Genomic DNA, 16,838 nt, shown 5'->3' on the forward strand with positions numbered 1-16,838 from the left:
ACGTTAGTTCAAATGGTTACGTTTTCAAGAAGGGGAAAGTGTGATGCCTGCCGTGTCGGTGTAAAAACCGCTGCCATAAAAAATGCCGGTCCAGGGACCGGCATTGTCAGGCTGTGGTGTCGTCAGACGGTAAAGAACTTGAAGTTGACGAAGGCGACAGCGATGAAGGAGGCTACCATGCCGCTGATGCAGAGCACTGCCGGACGAATGGCCGGCCAGCGATGAGTCATCAGTATGATGGCCAGTAGGGTCGGGTAGAGGCCGAACATGTAGCGCGGCATGGCGTTGAGCCCCGTCATCAGCGGTATGGTGCAGCAGATGAACATCAGGGTCGCCTCGGCCCAGCGCTTCTGGCTGAACAGATAGGCATTCAGGCACCAGCCGAAGATCACCATGATGGAGAGGTAAGCCTTGCGACCGCCGAGCTCGAAACCGCTCAGCCACCAGTCCAGCGGGCTGTCCATGGAACGGCCCCAGGCCACCTGAATGTGCTTGAAGGCAAACGCATCCCCGGTGAGGTGATAGAGGTAGAGCATATAGGCGAACAGGCCGAACGGGATCAGCCAGAGAGTGAATACCACCTTGAAGGCGCGCTCGGTGAAGCGGAAGAACTCGCGCCAGCCGTAGGCTTGCAGCGCCAGGATCAGCACCGGGAACACCATCATGACCCCCAGGTTGCGGGTGGCCGAGATACAGACCCCGAGCGCCGCCACCATCAGCCACTGCTCCCGATAGGCGAACAGGAACATTCCCAGCATCAGCGCCATGAACATCGATTCGGTGTAGCCGGAGACGAAATAGGCAGAGAAGGGGGAGAAGGCGAGCAGCCAGACACCGAAGCGGGCGGTCTCGTCACCCAGCTTGAGTTGACGCAGCACCAGCAGCATCAGCGGCATGCTGGCGAAGAAGCCGATGTTGGCCACCAGCATCAGGCCGATCAGGCTCTCTACGTTGAGCAGGCTGGAGAGGGAGCCGGCCAGCATGGGATAGAGGGGCATGAAAGCCCAGTTGGCTGCATTGCCCTTGCTGAGCCAGCGCGGGTAGAGGTCGTAGCCGTTCTCGATGATGCGCTGGAACCAGACGCAGTCGAACTGGCAGTAGGCCTGCAGCGGACCGATATCGGTGGCGCCGTAGAGCTGGACCCCGAAATAGCCCATGCCATAGAGAGCAACCCGGCTCAGCACGAAGGCGGCGATGATCATCAGCCAGTCACGGCTGCTGATCCGCAGTGATGGACGATAGGGGCCCGCCTGCGCGGGGGCTATGGTGGTCATGTCATTCATCAGGCAAACACCCAGATGCGAGAGAGGAGATAGGTCAGCACGGTCACGGTCAGCGTGGCGATCACCACGGGCAACAGACCGGAGAGCCCTGCAAACAGCAGGCCGCTCAGAATGAGGTTACGTACCGCCAGCGAGAAGAGGGCGACCAGCAGAAACTTGCTGGCGGCGCCCTGCTTCTGAAAGGTGATGTAACGATGGCCGAAAAAGGAGAACCAGAACGCGATGGCAAACGCCAACGTCGTGACCAGATGCTCGGAGATGGTGGGCCAGGTGTGAAACAGCGCGAACGAGGTGCCGAGATCGACGAGGGTCGCGCCCCCGCCGACAAAACCGAACCGTACCAGCCGCCAGAATTCCTCGCGGGAGATCATTGGGACGCCTGCTCCTGCTTGTCAGCTTCTGGATTGGCATCCTGCCCTTGCCGGGCCTCCTGCCGGGCATACTGGCCATAGACCCCTTCGATAAGGTAAACAGGGCGCTGCTTCACTTCCACGAACATGCGGCCGATGTACTCGCCAATGATGCCGAGAGACAACAGTTGGATACCGCCGAGGAACAGCACCACGGACATGAGGGACGCATAACCGGGTACGTCAATGCCGAAGAAGACCACCTGGGTGATGATCTTGATGAGATAGAGGAAGGCGATGAAGGAGACACCGACACCCACATAGCTCCAGACGCGCAGCGGCCAGCTGGAGAAGCTTAGCAGGCCGTCGAGGGCGAAGTTCCACAGCTTCCAGTAGTTGAACTTGGTCTCACCCGCGTGGCGGGCAGGGCGCTCGTAGGGAACGCCAACGGCGCGAAAACCGGCCCAGGCAAACAGCCCCTTCATGAAGCGGTTGCGCTCCGGCAACTGTTTGATCGCCTCCACCACTCGGCGGTCGATCAGGCGAAAATCGCCGGCGTTTTCCGGCAGCTTGGTGCTGGTGGAGAGGGCGTTGAAGAAGCGGTAGAAGCCACCGGCGGTGACACGTTTCATCGGGGTGTCGGCACTGCGATCCACCCGGATGCCGTAGACGGTGTCATAGTCGCCGGTCTGCCACAGCTTGACGAATTCGAGAATGAGGGCGGGGGGATCCTGCAGATCCACGTCCATCGGGACTATGGCATCCCCTTTGGCCTGGTGCAGACCGGCAGTGAGGGCCGCCTCCTTGCCGAAGTTGCGGGCCAGGTTGACCAGGGTTACGCGGGGATCGCGAGCGATGGCCTGCTCGACCACGTCACGGGTGCGGTCACGGCTGCCGTCGTTGACGAATACAATTTCAAGCTGGTCTTTCAGCGGGGCCAGTTCGTTGTCTATCGCATTGATGAAGGCATCGATGCTCTCTTCCTCGTTGTATACGGGAACGACCAGAGAGAGTCGAAAATCTGGATACGACATAAGAACGTCCTTATTTTGGATAGTTGCTTTTATCAAACCGTGCGCGGGGCAAGGCTCACTGGGCAAGGGTCATGCGTACCGACTGCACATTGATGGGAGTCGGTGCCGACAGGGCCAGAAAGTTGGGGTGTTTTGGGTCTGCCGTCAGTGAATTGCCCGGCAGGCTGAGGCGGATCTCGTTGATACCCGCTTTCGCCAGCTTCACCGTGGTGGTGAAGTTGTTGCCCAGAGCCACCTTCAGCAGGGTGCCGGCTTGCGGGCTGTTGATGCGGGCATGCACGGTCAGCTCATCGGGGTTGGCTGCCTGCTTGGGCAACACGAAATAGAGGCCACCCTGACCGCTAAGCTGGGTGCCCTCGGCGCCGGGTTTCTTGGCCCAGCCTTCACTGGAGAGAAAACGGCTTGGTTTGGTCAGATTGAGCTCGTTGCCCGGCTGATAGGTCATGCTGGAGTTGTGCTCCCAGAAGCGGGTCTTGCCCTCCAGGTAATAGAGCCGGTAGGCCAGGCTCACGTTGGGGTGAGCGGCCAGATAGAGGGTGTAGAGGTAAAAACCGCTCAACGCCAGGATTGCAGTCAGAAAACCAAACTTTTTGTACGTCATATCACTCTCTACGCCTGACAAAAAATAGGTAGGCCGATTTCGCGCATATGCTAATCCAATTGCAAAAAAAGCATAGTGGATCACAAAAAAATATTTGCTCACATATTAACCCCTTCACTTCCTGTGCCCAACCCCGGGAGTTCAAAAGGCAGGACTCGGTAATCTGCCGCTCGGACGGCAAGACGTGCTGACGGCAGGGGGGCTTCGGTCTGGGAAGAAATACGACCCGATTGCTTGCTGCGTCAGCTTCCTGCACATATAGATCGTCATAGGAGTGCTATCGCCATTTTGGCGAGGCCGTTTTATGATGACTCATCTGTTTGTCAAGGACGACATATGAAATGGACTGCCTACTGTTTGCTGCTTTGCTGCTGGATGTCGCAGGCATTTGCCGCCAGCCTCTGCCCGGCTCCACTTCGGGTCGGTTTTGACAACTGGCCACCCTATCACTACTACGATGACGGAGATGCACGCCAGCAGGTGCACGGGTTTGCCGTCGAGACGCTCAACGGCGTGCTGGCCCGCATCGGCTGCCAGGCCAATTATGTGGAACTGCCCTGGAAACGGGTGTTGCACGAGATTGAGCTCGGCAAGCTGGATATGGCGATGGAGGTCTATTTCAACGAGGACCGGGCCCGCTACGGCTATTTCTCCGATACCTACAACCCGGGACGCACGCTCCTGTGGGTACGCAAGGGGCAGCATTATCACGAGCAGGACCTGGCGAGCTGGCTGGTCAGTGGTCACAAACTCGGGGTGACCAAGGATTACTTCTATGGTGACGAGGTGATGGCCCTGCTGGCTTACCATAGTGCCCAGGTGAGCACGGTCAACGATGAGCAGAACTACGGCAAACTGGTGCTCGGGCGGATCGACGGTTTCCTCGGTGACATGCTGGCCACCCCCTGGGGGCTCAAGGAGCAAGGGCTGGCCGGCCAGATAGTCCCTCATGGCAAGCCGGTGCATGAGTTGCCCACCTTCTTTCTTTTCAGCAAAAAGCGTTTTTCTCCGGACTTTATTGCGCGTTTCAATCAGGAGCTGGCCGCCTTCAAGGTGACGAGCGAGTATGACGCCATCTGGCGACGTTATGTGTCGCCGGAACTGGCAAAGTGATAGCCATTCGCGCATCATGAGCAGCCCGACCGCAGGGTCGGGCAGAGTAAATAAATCGTTTTTGAGGTATCCATGGGGATGAAGTATTGGCTGGCTCTGGCCAATCTGGTGTGGCTGGGCTGCCTGCCCGCGACTATGGCACAGGCTGCAGAGACGCCCATCGTGGTGACTGTCGGTGAAACCCGGCATGACTGGTATCAAAGTTCCCAGGCCGAACTGGCCCGGGCCGAACTGGAACAGCAGTTGCAGGAGGCTGTGCTGGCCCGCTTGCATCCGGATTTTTTTGCGTTGTGGAAGCGTTTGAACGCCACACCCGCCTCCCAGCGTGGCGCCATTTATGACGAGGTCTTTACCAAGCTCACCCGTTTCCAGCACGCCTGGCGGGGGATGGATCTGGTCTCCCGCGAGCAGATGAAGACCCTCAAACTGGATCTCAATCAGCCAATCAACCTGGCCCCGACGACTGATGATCTGCTGACTCAGGTCAGGGCGCTGCGTCCGCAGGTCGCCGAGTATGAGGCTGTGCGGGAAAAAGTGCGCAAGTTGCTGGCCATGCCGATGGCTCGCAAGTGGCCTTCCCTCGACATTCCTACCCTGCGTGCCGGTGAAACCTCCGCCGAGCTCGGGACGATCCGCGCCATGCTGAACGAGCTGGGGGATGTCGCCCCCCTGCATCAGGATGCCGTTTATGATGCCGAAACAGAACAGGCCATCAAGGCATTCCAGCGCCGTCATGGCCTCACCGCCGACGGCATCATAGGCCGTCAGACCCGAACCTGGCTCAATACCGGCCCCGAGGTGCGCGCCAGCTTGCTGCTGCGCAACCTGTGGCGTCGCGATCTGGTGGATCAGCTCGCCAAGCCCCGTTATGTACTGGTCAATATCCCCGATTACCGCCTGAGCGTGGTGGAGTCCGGCAGCGAGGTGTTTACCAGCCGGGTGATCGTCGGCAAGGAGCAGCGGGCGACCCCCATCTTGGCCAGCGAGATCCGATCCATCGTGCTCAACCCGGCCTGGCATGTGCCGCGATCCATTCTGAGCAAGGATATTCTGCCCAAACTCGGGCGGGATCCCGCCTACCTGAGCCGTGAGCAGTTCGAGGTGGTCGATGGTGAAGGTAATCCGGTGCAGTTCACCGAAGAGGAGTGGCATCAGGCGCTGGCCTCAGGCTTCCCTTACCGCCTGCGGCAAAAGCCGGGGGATCACAACGCCCTGGGGCGCTACAAGTTCTACCTGCCCAACAACGATGCCATCTATCTGCACTCCACCCCCCGCAAGGGATTGTTCGAGCAGGGTGCGCGGGCCTTCAGCTCGGGTTGCATCCGGGTGGAACATGCCGACGATCTGGCTGAACTGTTGCTGGCGGACTCCCGCTATCAGCCGGACAAGGTCGCCAGCATCCTCAAGCAGTCCCAGACCAAGTGGCTGCCGCTGACCTCCCCGATCCCGGTGTTTACCGTCTACTGGAGCAGCTGGGTCGACGAGACCGGGCGCCAGCAACTGCGCAACGATATTTACGGATTTGATCGAGTCAGCTTCCAGAGCCGTTTGTTGTGATCCCTGCCACAGTGTGAAAAGCCCGACCCCGGTCGGGCTTTTTCATGGGGCCTTGCGGTTTGACATAGTCCCTCGCACACGGGTAGTTTCAAGCGTCTTTGTCACATTTACTTACCCGTTTTGCATCAATGAGCGATGGATCAACTCCTTATGCTGGAACAAGAGATAAGTCGACGTCGTCTGCTGTTGGGAGCCGGTTGTCTGCTGGGCGGGGCCATGCTCCCCCTCCCGACGCTGGCAAGCCGCAGTACGGCCGGGCGTGAACTGAGCTTTTTCAATCTCAACACCGGCGAGCGGGTGCGCGCCAGTTACTGGGAGAATGGCCATTACCTGAGCGACGGGCTGGCCGAGCTCAACCACATACTGCGGGATTACCGTCGCAACGAAGTGTTCAATATCGACAGGCGGTTATTCGATCAACTCTATCTGTTGCAGCAAAAACTGGGGCGGCGCAGCGAGATCCAGCTCATTTCCGGCTATCGTTCACCGGCCACCAATCGCCAGAAGCGCAGCAAGAGCCGCGGCGTGGCCAAGCAGAGCTATCACACCCTGGGGCAGGCGGTGGATGTACGGATCCCCGGGGTGCAACTGGCCCACCTGCGTAAGGCCGCCCTCAATCTGGGGGTCGGCGGGGTCGGTTATTATCCCCATGACAACTTTGTCCATCTCGATACCGGCCCGGTTCGTAGCTGGTAAATGTATCAACAAGCTGACAAGATCGTCGCTCCAGTGAGGAGATAACGATGAAACAGATAATGATTGGCGCTCTGGTCGCCCTCTTGCTGACCGGTTGCAGCAAACTCAACCGCGACAATTACGACAAGTTGAAGATGGGCATGACGTACGCGCAGGCCAGTGAAATCCTTGGCAAGGCGGAGCGGTGTGACGATGCGCTGGGCACCACCAGCTGCGTCTGGGGCGGGGAAGGCAAGAACATCAAGATCCGCTTCATCGCTGACAAGGCGACCTTCTTCAGCTCGGAAGGGATCAACTGACACCTTAGTCTGTCATGACAAAAAAGCGCCCGAGGGCGCTTTTTTGTGTTTTGAATTTAAGCGGCTTTGCCAGAAGCTGGCGTAATCAGTGGGTTGCGTACTGGTAGTTGAAGGTGGGGAGTCCCCACTTGAAACGTACCGCCAGCAGGCGCAACACAAAACCGATACCGATAGACCCGAACGCAGCCCAGTCGTTGGGCAGGCCCTGCTCCAGGGCAAAGCAGTAGAGGGCGGCTGTCACCAGCGAGATGGCGGCATAGAGTTCGCGACGAAACACCAGCGGAATGCGCTGGCAGAGCAGATCCCTGAGCACACCGCCAAACACCCCGGTCACCACCGCCATGATGCAGGCGATGCCGGCACCATGGCCCATATCCAGAGCCCGGGCTGCACCGAAGATGGAGAAGACCACCAGCCCCAGGGCATCCAGCGCCATGAACAGCTTGCCGAGGTAGCGCATCAGCGGTGCCGAGATAACTCCCGCCATGGCGGCGCCTGCCACCAACAGCACATATTCCGGATGCTCAACCCAGAGCAGGGGATAGTGGCCCAGCAGCACATCGCGGATGGTACCCCCTCCGATGGCCGTCGCAGACGCGATGATCACTACGCCAAACAGATCCATCCGCCGCCGACCCGCTGCCAGCGCGCCGGTCATCCCTTCGGCCACCAGGCCGAGCAAGAAGAGAGCATGTAACATGAGTTATCCCAGGGTGCGTTTCAGGCCTGCATCCTAACAAGTCGCGCCATATGGGACAAGGAAAGCAATGTATTCATTAGTTTAATTCATGTGAAATGGGGCGAAAAAGAAAAAGGCACCCGAAGGTGCCTTGGTTGTATCAGGTTTGGGGATCAGCGGCCAAGCTGTTCCTGGCGGTAGTGATCAACCCACATGGCGGTCGCGCCACAGATGGCGACCGGCATCACGAACAGGTTCACCACCGGGATGGCGGAGAAGAGGGTGACCAGGGCACCGAAGCTCAGGCACTTGCCGCGGCGTTGCTTGAGGGCGTCGCGCATGGTGATGAAATCGATCTTGTGGTTGTCGAACGGATAGTCGACGTACTGGATCGCCATCATCCAGGCACTGAACAGGAACCAGAGCACGGGAGCCAGGGTCTGGCCGACCACGGGGATGAGGAACAGGATGAGACAACCGATCGCCTTGGGCAGGTAGTACTTCAGCTTGATCCACTCGCGGCCGAAGGTGCGCGGTACATCCTTGACGATATCCAGCATGCCGCTGTCGTTCGGGGTCTCGCCGGTGAGGATCTGCTCAACCTTCTCCGCCAGCAGGCCGTTGAAGGGGGCGGCTATCCAGTTTGCCACCGAGCTGAACACAAAGGAGAAGACCACCAGTATGGTCACCAGGGCGATGGGCCAGAGCAGATAGTCCAGCCAGTCGAGCCAGGCGGGGATCTGCTGGTGCAGCCAGGCGAACAGACCGTCCAGCTGCAGCAGCAGGGCGTAGAAGGCGCCGGCAAACAGCACGAAGTTGACCAGTAGGGGGATCAGGACGAAGGTGCGGATACCGGGTTGGCGGATGAGAGAAAAGCCGCGCAGGAAGTAATCGGCGCCGCTGATTGAATCTTTTACCATACGGGGTGATTGGCTCATATGAGCTCCATCTGTTCATGGGAAAGTGCCTGCATATTACAAACAAGCCTTTGATTTGGTAAAGTCGCCAGTCCATTCCTTTTCCGACCCGGTTCAGCCGGGCTCCGGATGTTGTTGCGGAGAAGCCGCCTGCCTGTGACAAACCAGGCTCCGGTTTGGATTTGGTAACGTCGGCTGCTCGCCCCCCTCTTTATTTTTTATTTGTGTAGGCCTCCATGCGTCTGAAGTTGATCAAACTCGCCGGTTTCAAGTCGTTTGTCGAACCGACCCGTATCGAGCTTGATGCTGACATGACCGCCGTGGTCGGGCCCAATGGCTGCGGCAAGTCCAATGTGATCGACGCGGTGCGCTGGGTGCTGGGAGAGAGCTCGGCCCGCCACCTGCGCGGCGAGAACATGACGGATGTCATCTTCAACGGCTCCATCAACCGCAGTCCCCATGGCCGCGCCTCGGTGGAGCTGGTATTCGACAACCCCCACAACCGGGTGCCCGGCGAGTTCGGCCGCTTCACCGAGATTTCGGTACGCCGCGAGGTGCTGCGCGACGGCTCCAACCACTACCAGATCAACGGCCAGAAGTGCCGCCGCAAGGATGTCACCGATCTCTTCCTCGGCACGGGTCTTGGGCCGCGCAGCTACGCCATCATAGAGCAGGGCACCGTCAGCCGGCTGGTGGAATCGCGCCCTGCCGACCTCAAACTCTTTATGGAAGAGGCGGCCGGGGTCTCCCGCTACAAGGAGCGGCGCCGGGAAACCGAGCAGCGTATCCGCCACACCCAGGAAAACCTTGAACGCCTCGGCGATATTCGCGGCGAGCTGGGATCTCGCCTTGAGCACTTGAAGTCCCAGGCCGAGACCGCCGAGCGTTACAAGCAGCTCAAGAGCCGCTCGCGCGCCGCCCGTGCCGAGCTGATTGGCTCCGAGCTGTGGGCGCTGGAGACCCGCCTTGGCGAGGCGAAAAGCGAGCTGGCCCAGGCCGAACAGGCGCTGGCGGCGCTTGATGCCAAGCGCACTGCCGACGAGGGGCGCCACGTCACTCTGTCGGTGGCCCGCCAGGAGGCCCAGGCCGAGCAGGCTAGCCGCCAGCAGCAGATTTTTCTCGGCGGCCAGGCCATCGCCCGTCTCGAGCAGCAGCAACTTCACCAGCACGAACTGGGCCGTGACTGGCAGGCCCGCCAGCAGACGCTGGGGGAGCGGATCGCCCAGCGCAAGGCCCAGCTCGCCAGCCAGCAGGAACAACTGACCGACGGGGTACTCAAAGCCGAACTTGAGGATGCCAGGCTGGAGCAGTGTGAGCAGTTGCTCACCGAGCAGCAGGAGGCGCGACTTATCGCCAGCGAACAGCTGGAGCAGGCTCGTCAGCGACAACAACTGTGGCAACAGCAACTGGCGCAACTGCAGGGGCAGATCAACCAGACTCGCGCCCGGGTCGGAGGCTTGCAGGAGTTGCAAGCCAAGACCCGGCTGGCGCGACTCAAGCTGGAAGATGAGCGTGCCGGTCCCATCAAGGGGGACGATGAGATGCTGCAACCCCGTCTCGACGAGCTGGGCGCCGAGCTGGAGCTGACCCGGGCCGGATTGGGGGAGCTGACCGCACAATTGCAACAGGCGGTGGATGAACATGAGCGGCTCAGGCAGGAGCATGGTCAGCAGCAGAGTTTGCTGCGCGAACTCGAAGCCAGGCTGACCACCCTGGATCAGATCCTCGGGGAGCAGATGGAAGGGGATACCCTGGCAGACCGGCTGCAGGTAGCCCCCGAGTGGGCCCAGGCCCTGGACAAGGTGCTTGGCCGCTGGCTCACGGCCACCCCGTCCGATGAGTGCAATTTGGCACAAGAAGGGCTCTGGATTGGTCCAGCCCAGCCCGTGGTTCCCGGCACCCTGGCGGCGCAACTCAATGGCGACCATATTCCCGCCTTTCTCAACGCCATCTGGCTGGCCGATACGCGGGACGCAGCCCTGGCCCGCCAGCCAACGCTGTTGGCCGGTGAGTCGGTGCTGACTCCTGCCGGAGATTGGTTTGGCCCCAACTGGGCCGATCTGGGGCAGGGCAGCACCCTGGGCACCTTGGCGCTGCTCGGCGAGCGTGAGCGGTTGCATACTGAGCAAAGCACTGCCATGGCGCATCTGGCGCGGCTGGCCGAGCAGTTAACCGCGGCCGAGGCCGGACGAGCCCGGCTGTCGAGTGCGCAGGAGCTGTCGCAGCGAACCCTGCGCGAGCAGGAGCAAAAGTGGCAGCAACTGCGGGAAGCCTGGAGTTTGCAACAGGGGCAACGGCAGGAGCGAATGCAGCGGCTCGGCCAGCTGGGTGAAGAGCTTGCCCGGCTTGACCAGGAGCAGGCCGACGAGGTGCAGCGGCTGGAGCTTGCCTGCCAGCAACTGGCGCAGGAGGAGGCGCAGCTTGCCGAGTTGCAGGAGCAGGGCGAGCCGCTGACCCAAGGGCTGCAGGCCGCCCAGGAGCGGGTCAGCCAATGTGAGCGAATGTTGGAAGAGGCGCGTGTGCGGCGCGAGCAGCAAGGGGGGGTCTGTCAGCGTCTGCAACTGGAGCAGCAGAATCTGCGTCAGCTGATCACCCTGGGGGAGGAGGAGCTGGCACGACTCGGGCTGGAGCTGGCCAGCCTGAAAGGGCCGGATAGCGAAGGAGTGCCGGATCTCGCTCCCCTGCTCGCCGAGCAGCGCAATCTGGAGGCGCAGCAGCTGGCCTGTCATCAGCGGCTCGCGGAGCTGGAACGTCAGCTGAACGAGCTGGAACAGGCGCGCAGTGCCGATCACAAGCAGCTGGTGGCCTTGCAGGAGAAGCTGGCCCAGCTCAGGCTCGAGCGCGAGCGCAACCTGACCCGCCGCCAGGGACTGCACGAACAGTTCGAGGAGCTGGGCGTGCGGCTGGTGGATCTCGATCAGGCGGTGTTGATTGCCGCCGATCGCGGCAAGCTGCGCCAGGAGATCCAGACCCTGGAGGCGCAAGTGGAAGCGCTTGGCGCCATCAACCTGGCGGCGCTGGAGGAGTATGAGGAGGCGAAAACCCGCGCAACCTACCTCGAAAACCAGTGCCAGGATCTTGAGCAGGCCCTCGAAACCTTGAGCCAAGCCATTAAAAGAATTGATAAAGAGACACAAATACGGTTCCGGGACACTTTCGATAAGGTCAACGAAGATTTAAAATCCCTGTTTCCAAAAGTGTTCGGGGGAGGCAGTGCCTGGCTTGAACTGACCTCGGATGATCTTTTGGAGGCCGGAGTGAGCATCATGGCGAGACCTCCGGGTAAGAAGAATGCTACCATTGCCCTGCTTTCCGGGGGGGAGAAGGCGCTAACCGCCCTTGCGCTGGTTTTTGCCATCTTCAGACTCAATCCAGCACCTTTTTGTCTGCTGGATGAGGTGGATGCACCGCTCGATGAAGTGAACGTCGGTCGCTTCTGTTCTCTTGTCAAAGAGATGTCGAGCACAGTACAGTTCGTTTACATCAGTCATAATAAGGTCTCCATGGAGATGGCTGAGCAGCTGGTTGGCGTCACGATGCAAGAGCCCGGAGTTTCGCGCATTGTGTCGGTCGATATCGGTGAAGCCGTCGCTTTGGCTGAGCAAAACTAGAAAGAGAAGCAGCTAATGCAGGAATTGCGTTACATCTTGGTTGCCCTGGGCGGTATTGCCATCGCGGCATTGCTCATTCACGGGTTGTGGAGCAACAGAAAAAATCGTCAGGCACCGATCAAGGAAAAACCGCTTGGCCGGATGGACTCCAAATCGCGGGATCGTGATGACGATGCCTTCGACAGCGATGGCATAGGTCAGGTTCGTGTAGTCAGTGGTGGCCGTCGTGCCGAGCCCAAGCTCCACCGCGAAGAGCGTCAGCCCGAATTGAGCCGTCGTCCTGCCGCCCCTGCCTTCGATGAAGATGAAGAAGACGATCTGCCGCCCCCCGTCGTGCGCAAGCCTGCCGCCCGTCCGGTTCCGCCCCCTCCGGTTTACGAGGAAGAGGAAGCCTTCGACGAGCCGCTGCCCGAGCCGCTGGAAGAGGTGCCTGCTGCCCCCGTGCGCAAGCCTGCCCAGGTCAATCGCCGTACTCCGGTTTACCGTTCCCGTCCCCAGCGTGAACCCGTGATGCCGGTGGCCGACGATGAACCGCTGGTCGAGCCCGCTTACGCCACCGCACCGACCTTCGGTGCCCGCGAACCGGCTCATGCCCCCGAATACCAGGCCCAGCCCCGTCATGTGGCCCCCGAGCCCGTGCATGAGGAGCCGGCCTATGAAGCGCCCGTGGCCGAAGAGCCGCGTCTCGCCCCGCAGCCGGTTGAGAAAATCTGGCAGGATGTTTATGTCATCAACCTGATGGGTCGTCCGGGTCACGATCTGCAAGGGGCGACCCTGCTCTCCTCCCTGATGGCGCTAGGCTTCAAGTTTGGCGAGATGGACATCTTCCACCGCCACGAAGATCCCAACGGCAAGGGCGAGGTGCTCTTCTCCATGATCAACATGGTCAAGCCGGGCACCTTCAATCCGTACCGGATGGAGCAGTTCTCCACCCCGGGTGTGTCGCTCTTCATGCAGCTGCCCCTGCGCAGCAACGCTGCCTTCGCCTTCGAAGACATGCTGCAGGCCGCCGATCAGCTGGCCAGCGATCTGGATGCCATGCTGACCGACATGGAGCGCAGCCCCCTGAGCGACGAGACCATCGCCCGTTACCGCCAGGAACTGGCGGCCTACGAGGCCAGTCGCGACTAAGACGCCACGGGCTCTGAGCAATAAAAAGTGCGGTACCTGGGTGCCGCATTTTTATTTGTCCCCTGGCAGGTTTTACCCATCACACTTCGAGACTTTTTCATGAGCGATATCCTCTCCCGCCACCGTCAACTGTGTGAGCTGCTGACCGAATATGGGCATCAGTACTATGTGCTGGACAACCCCACAGTGCCAGATGCCGAATACGATCGCCTGATGCGCGAGCTGCTTGAGCTGGAAGCGGCCCATCCCGAACTGAAAACCCCGGCATCCCCGAGCGTGCGGGTGGGAGGCCAGCCGCTGTCCGCGTTCAAGCAGGTGCGCCACGAGATCCCCATGCTGAGCCTGGACAACGTGTTCAGCGATGAGGAGCTGCAGGCGTTCGAGCAGCGCATGAGCGATCGCCTCAAGCGCGAGGTTCGCTTCACCTTCTGCTGCGAGCCCAAGCTGGACGGTCTGGCGGTGAGCCTGCTCTACGTGGATGGCCAGCTGGTGCAGGCCGCCACCCGGGGGGATGGCACCACCGGTGAGGAGATCACCGAAAACGTGCGCACCATCAAGGCCATTCCGCTCACCCTGCGCGGCACGGGCTGGCCGGCAAGGCTGGAGGTACGTGGCGAAGTCTTTATGCCCAAGGCCGGTTTCGAGGCGATGAATGCCAAGGCGCTGGCGGCGGGCGAGAAGGTGTTCGTCAACCCGCGCAACGCCGCCGCCGGCAGCCTGCGCCAGCTCGATTCGCGTATCACCGCCGCCCGTCCGCTGGCCTTTTATGCCTACGGTGTCGGGGTCGGTGGCGACGAGCTGGGGGATTCCCACTTCGGCCGCCTCAATCAGCTGAAAACCTGGGGACTGCCGCTCAGTCCCGAGGTGAAACTCAAGGAAGGGGCGGCCGGTTGTCAGGCCTTCCACGACGACATCCTGGCCCGCCGTGGCGAGCTCCCTTACGAGATTGATGGCGTGGTCTACAAGGTCGACAACATTGCCCTGCAACAGGAGCTGGGCTTTGTGGCCCGAGCCCCGCGCTGGGCCACCGCCCACAAGTTCCCGGCCCAGGAGGAGATGACGCTCCTCGAGAACGTCGAGTTCCAGGTTGGTCGCACCGGCGCCGTGACCCCGGTGGCCAAGCTCAAACCGGTGTTTGTCGGCGGTGTGACAGTCTCCAACGCTACTTTGCACAATGCCGACGAGATCGAGCGGCTCGGCGTCATGGTCGGCGATACCGTGATCGTGCGCCGGGCGGGGGATGTGATCCCGCAGATTGTCGCCGTGGTGGAGGCGCAGCGCCCGGCGGATGCCCGCGCGATCCTGTTCCCGACCGAGTGCCCGGTGTGTGGCTCTGCGGTGGAGCGGCTGGAAGGGGAGGCGGTGGCCCGCTGCTCTGGCGGACTGTTTTGCGAAGCCCAGCGCAAGGAGGCGATCAAGCACTTTGCCGCCCGCCGTGCCATGGACGTGGACGGCCTTGGCGACAAGATTGTCGAGCAGCTGGTGGACAAGGGGCTGGTGAAGACTCCGGCCGATCTGTTTGCCCTCAACGCCATCCAGCTGGCCGGGCTCGAGCGGATGGGGCAAAAGTCTGCCCTCAATCTGGTGGCTGCCATCGACAAGGCCCGCAGTACCACGCTACCGCGCTTCCTGTTTGCCCTCGGCATCCGCGAGGTGGGGGAGGCGACGGCGCTGAACCTGGCCAACCACTTCCTGACTCTGGATGCATTGCGCGCCGCCTCGGTCGAGCAGCTGCTCGAGGTGGCGGACGTGGGGGACGTGGTGGCCAAGCATGTCTACTACTTCCTGCGCCAGCCCCACAACGTGGAAGTGCTGGAGGCCCTGCTGGCGGCCGGCATTCACTGGCCCGCCATCGAGAAGAAGGAGGCCGCAGAGCAACCCTTTGCCGGCAAGACCTTTGTGCTGACCGGCACCCTCACTACCCTGTCGCGCAATGATGCCAAGGCGGCGCTGCAGGCGCTTGGCGCCAAGGTGGCGGGATCGGTATCGGCCAAGACGGACGTGCTGGTCGCCGGTGAAGCGGCGGGCTCCAAACTGGCCAAGGCTCAGGAGCTCGGCATCACCATCTGGACCGAAGAGGAGTTGCAGGCGGCGCTGCAGGGCTGACCATTGGGTACGTCGTTCCATCATGAAAACCCGGCCATCAGGCCGGGTTTTCATTTTGGGGGATTAGTCACGCCATTGGACCTTGTTTTGCCATCTTTCTGGCAGGGTCAGGCCCCAGCGGGCCAGTTCGTACTTGCTGAAGACATACTCCCCGCGCAGCGCGGCCCTGGGGGATAAGCGTCGGGGAAGGTACCGGCCAGTATGGTGTTGATCAGTTCGGCGGCCTTGATCCCCTGCTCGTGGCCATCCAGCACCAGACCGCCGATGCTCTTGCCCTTGCCCACCGAAAATTCCCAGAAACTGAACAGGGGAACCGGGCTGTGAGCACTGGCCCAGGCCAGCGCAGTCTGCTCGTTGACATGCTGGCCGTTGGGGTCCGCCAGGGTGTGGTAGAGGCCGATGAAGATGGCCTGGTAACCATTTTTCCTGGCATCGAGAATTGCCTTCTGCCAACTGGCGTAGTCCCCTATCTGCTGACTGTCGATCAGGGTACGGCCGATGCGCAGGCTGGTCTGCTGCTTGAATTCGTACTCGATGGCGGTGCGTGCCACATGACTGGCATCAAACAGCACCAGGGCTTTGCCAAGGCCGCCCATCAGCTGGCTCATCTCGCTGATGCTGCGCTTGAGCAGGGGGCGCTCCAGTACCCCGGTGATCTTGACGTGACCGACCAGTCCGTTGTTGCGGGGGTTCTCGTTCATCCCGAGAAAGACCACAGGGGTACCGAAGGACGCGATATCGTTGGCCAGATACTGGATGGCGATGTCGTCTCCCAATACCACCAGATCCGGTTTGACCTTGTGGTAGTAGGCGAGGGCCCTGTCGGCTACCTCGTCGTAATTGCTGGCGGGGTGGCGTTTGGTATCCATGTAGAAGTGGCTGAAGGTGTGATCACCCTTGAGGCCTTCACGTAGCCCCTCGTTGTAGCTCTGATCCCATGAATAGCCGGCGTGATAACTGCTGATCACCAGAATATGGGCCGCCCACAGGGGAAGCGGCAGGGTGCAAAGCAGAACCAGCATCAGGGATTTGAGCATGCAGTTTCCCGTTTTTTGTATGTGGTGTGTGTCTTGCCAGTATGCGGGGGCAGGGGGCGGGTTGTCATGTGTCGCATGCTGGCGCAGGCATCAAATTTTCTGATGAGGCCGGATCGGACGCCAGCCCGCATCCCCATTGAGAAGAGGTCTGTTTGGCGCTCTTTTTGGCTGGTTGTGATCTGTCCCGCCAATGGCAAAACCTGTTCTGGATCAATAAATGATGATCGGCTTTCGGGCCTAATAGACCCCACATATAGGTCTGCATTCGATTTTAATCCCTATATGTTGTGTTATTAAGCTGTGTATAAGCTGTTCCCTTTCTATCTTCAGCCCTGGCTTGTCAAGCCTCGGCTGAATTTATTTGCGTCCAGGACGAGATGCGGGGAGGGGAGCTCAACAAGGGTGAGCCATCGGCACAGAGCCT

General features: G+C 60.6%; 13 protein-coding genes and 1 pseudogene. 7 read left to right on the forward strand and 7 right to left on the reverse strand.

Annotated features, from left to right (window positions below):
• Nucleotides 1-122: 122 nt before the first annotated feature.
• From I6L37_RS10090 to I6L37_RS10105, 4 genes are read right to left on the reverse strand one after another with little or no spacing between them, the layout of a single operon-like run.
• Nucleotides 123-1,283: a hypothetical protein gene (locus I6L37_RS10090; protein ID WP_216993949.1), complete on the reverse strand. Its 1,161-nt coding sequence runs from the start codon at nt 1,281-1,283 to the stop codon at nt 123-125.
• Nucleotides 1,283-1,654 (reverse strand): GtrA family protein, encoded by a 372-nt coding sequence (locus I6L37_RS10095; RefSeq protein ID WP_216993950.1) that lies wholly within the window; start codon nt 1,652-1,654, stop codon nt 1,283-1,285. The genes I6L37_RS10090 and I6L37_RS10095 overlap by 1 nt, the downstream gene beginning before the upstream one ends.
• Nucleotides 1,651-2,667, reverse strand: a complete 1,017-nt coding sequence (locus I6L37_RS10100) for a glycosyltransferase family 2 protein (RefSeq protein ID WP_216993951.1) — start codon at nt 2,665-2,667, stop codon at nt 1,651-1,653. Before I6L37_RS10100 ends, I6L37_RS10095 begins: the two co-directional genes overlap by 4 nt.
• Before the next feature lie 55 nt (nt 2,668-2,722).
• Entirely contained in the window at nt 2,723-3,268 is a 546-nt protein-coding gene (locus tag I6L37_RS10105; protein ID WP_216993952.1) for a hypothetical protein, read from the reverse strand.
• 336 nt (nt 3,269-3,604) lie between these two features.
• On the opposite strand from I6L37_RS10105, the gene I6L37_RS10110 reads away from it, so the two are divergent.
• The 4 genes from I6L37_RS10110 (at nt 3,605) to I6L37_RS10125 (ending at nt 6,933) form a co-directional block, all read left to right on the forward strand.
• On the forward strand, nt 3,605-4,381 hold the full coding sequence (locus I6L37_RS10110) for an ABC transporter substrate-binding protein (protein WP_216993953.1): 777 nt from the start codon (nt 3,605-3,607) through the stop codon (nt 4,379-4,381).
• A 72-nt stretch (nt 4,382-4,453) separates the two neighbouring features.
• Complete coding sequence (locus I6L37_RS10115; RefSeq protein ID WP_216993954.1) at nt 4,454-5,938, forward strand: murein L,D-transpeptidase; 1,485 nt, start codon at nt 4,454-4,456, stop codon at nt 5,936-5,938.
• Between the two features lie 150 nt (nt 5,939-6,088).
• Complete coding sequence (locus tag I6L37_RS10120) at nt 6,089-6,634, forward strand: DUF882 domain-containing protein (RefSeq protein ID WP_216994146.1); 546 nt, start codon at nt 6,089-6,091, stop codon at nt 6,632-6,634.
• 47 nt (nt 6,635-6,681) lie between these two features.
• Nucleotides 6,682-6,933: a lipoprotein gene (locus I6L37_RS10125; protein WP_026458071.1), complete on the forward strand. Its 252-nt coding sequence runs from the start codon at nt 6,682-6,684 to the stop codon at nt 6,931-6,933.
• A gap of 85 nt (nt 6,934-7,018) precedes the next feature.
• Here the strand turns inward: I6L37_RS10125 and I6L37_RS10130 are convergent, their stop codons facing one another.
• Both I6L37_RS10130 and cysZ read right to left on the reverse strand, forming a co-directional pair.
• Nucleotides 7,019-7,633, reverse strand: a complete 615-nt coding sequence (locus tag I6L37_RS10130) for a trimeric intracellular cation channel family protein (RefSeq protein WP_042027855.1) — start codon at nt 7,631-7,633, stop codon at nt 7,019-7,021.
• Nucleotides 7,634-7,785: 152 nt separating this feature from the next.
• Nucleotides 7,786-8,550 carry a sulfate transporter CysZ gene (gene cysZ / locus I6L37_RS10135; protein WP_026458070.1) on the reverse strand — a complete coding sequence of 255 codons (765 nt, stop codon included), beginning with the start codon at nt 8,548-8,550 and terminating at the stop codon, nt 7,786-7,788.
• A gap of 215 nt (nt 8,551-8,765) precedes the next feature.
• Between cysZ and I6L37_RS10140 the strand changes: the two genes are divergently transcribed.
• The 3 genes from I6L37_RS10140 (at nt 8,766) to ligA (ending at nt 15,377) form a co-directional block, all read left to right on the forward strand.
• On the forward strand, nt 8,766-12,140 hold the full coding sequence (locus I6L37_RS10140) for an AAA family ATPase (RefSeq protein WP_216993955.1): 3,375 nt from the start codon (nt 8,766-8,768) through the stop codon (nt 12,138-12,140).
• 15 nt (nt 12,141-12,155) lie between these two features.
• Nucleotides 12,156-13,271, forward strand: coding sequence for a cell division protein ZipA (gene zipA, locus I6L37_RS10145; RefSeq protein ID WP_216993956.1), 1,116 nt, complete (start codon nt 12,156-12,158; stop codon nt 13,269-13,271).
• Between the two features lie 99 nt (nt 13,272-13,370).
• A complete protein-coding gene (gene ligA / locus I6L37_RS10150; RefSeq protein WP_216993957.1) occupies nt 13,371-15,377 on the forward strand; it encodes an NAD-dependent DNA ligase LigA in 2,007 nt (668 codons plus the stop codon).
• Between the two features lie 63 nt (nt 15,378-15,440).
• Here the strand turns inward: ligA and I6L37_RS10155 are convergent.
• A pseudogene (locus I6L37_RS10155) lies at nt 15,441-16,414 on the reverse strand (ABC transporter substrate-binding protein).
• Nucleotides 16,415-16,838: the final 424 nt, after the last annotated feature.

Source organism: Aeromonas sp. FDAARGOS 1407, from assembly GCF_019048725.1.
In the GTDB taxonomy this organism is placed as follows: Bacteria; Pseudomonadota; Gammaproteobacteria; order Enterobacterales; family Aeromonadaceae; genus Aeromonas; species Aeromonas enteropelogenes.

What these genes read in the sequence shown, in the direction of transcription:
- I6L37_RS10140 (WP_216993955.1), top strand. Translation starts at nt 8,766, where the DNA reads ATGCGTCTGAAGTTGATCAAACTCGCCGGTTTCAAGTCGTTTGTCGAA.
- zipA (WP_216993956.1), top strand. Translation starts at nt 12,156, where the DNA reads ATGCAGGAATTGCGTTACATCTTGGTTGCCCTGGGCGGTATTGCCATC.
- I6L37_RS10110 (WP_216993953.1), top strand. Translation starts at nt 3,605, where the DNA reads ATGAAATGGACTGCCTACTGTTTGCTGCTTTGCTGCTGGATGTCGCAG.
- I6L37_RS10100 (WP_216993951.1), bottom strand. Translation starts at nt 2,667, where the DNA reads ATGTCGTATCCAGATTTTCGACTCTCTCTGGTCGTTCCCGTATACAAC.
- I6L37_RS10095 (WP_216993950.1), bottom strand. Translation starts at nt 1,654, where the DNA reads ATGATCTCCCGCGAGGAATTCTGGCGGCTGGTACGGTTCGGTTTTGTC.
- cysZ (WP_026458070.1), bottom strand. Translation starts at nt 8,550, where the DNA reads ATGAGCCAATCACCCCGTATGGTAAAAGATTCAATCAGCGGCGCCGAT.
- ligA (WP_216993957.1), top strand. Translation starts at nt 13,371, where the DNA reads ATGAGCGATATCCTCTCCCGCCACCGTCAACTGTGTGAGCTGCTGACC.
- I6L37_RS10105 (WP_216993952.1), bottom strand. Translation starts at nt 3,268, where the DNA reads ATGACGTACAAAAAGTTTGGTTTTCTGACTGCAATCCTGGCGTTGAGC.
- I6L37_RS10130 (WP_042027855.1), bottom strand. Translation starts at nt 7,633, where the DNA reads ATGTTACATGCTCTCTTCTTGCTCGGCCTGGTGGCCGAAGGGATGACC.
- I6L37_RS10120 (WP_216994146.1), top strand. Translation starts at nt 6,089, where the DNA reads ATGCTGGAACAAGAGATAAGTCGACGTCGTCTGCTGTTGGGAGCCGGT.
- I6L37_RS10090 (WP_216993949.1), bottom strand. Translation starts at nt 1,283, where the DNA reads ATGAATGACATGACCACCATAGCCCCCGCGCAGGCGGGCCCCTATCGT.
- I6L37_RS10125 (WP_026458071.1), top strand. Translation starts at nt 6,682, where the DNA reads ATGAAACAGATAATGATTGGCGCTCTGGTCGCCCTCTTGCTGACCGGT.
- I6L37_RS10115 (WP_216993954.1), top strand. Translation starts at nt 4,454, where the DNA reads ATGGGGATGAAGTATTGGCTGGCTCTGGCCAATCTGGTGTGGCTGGGC.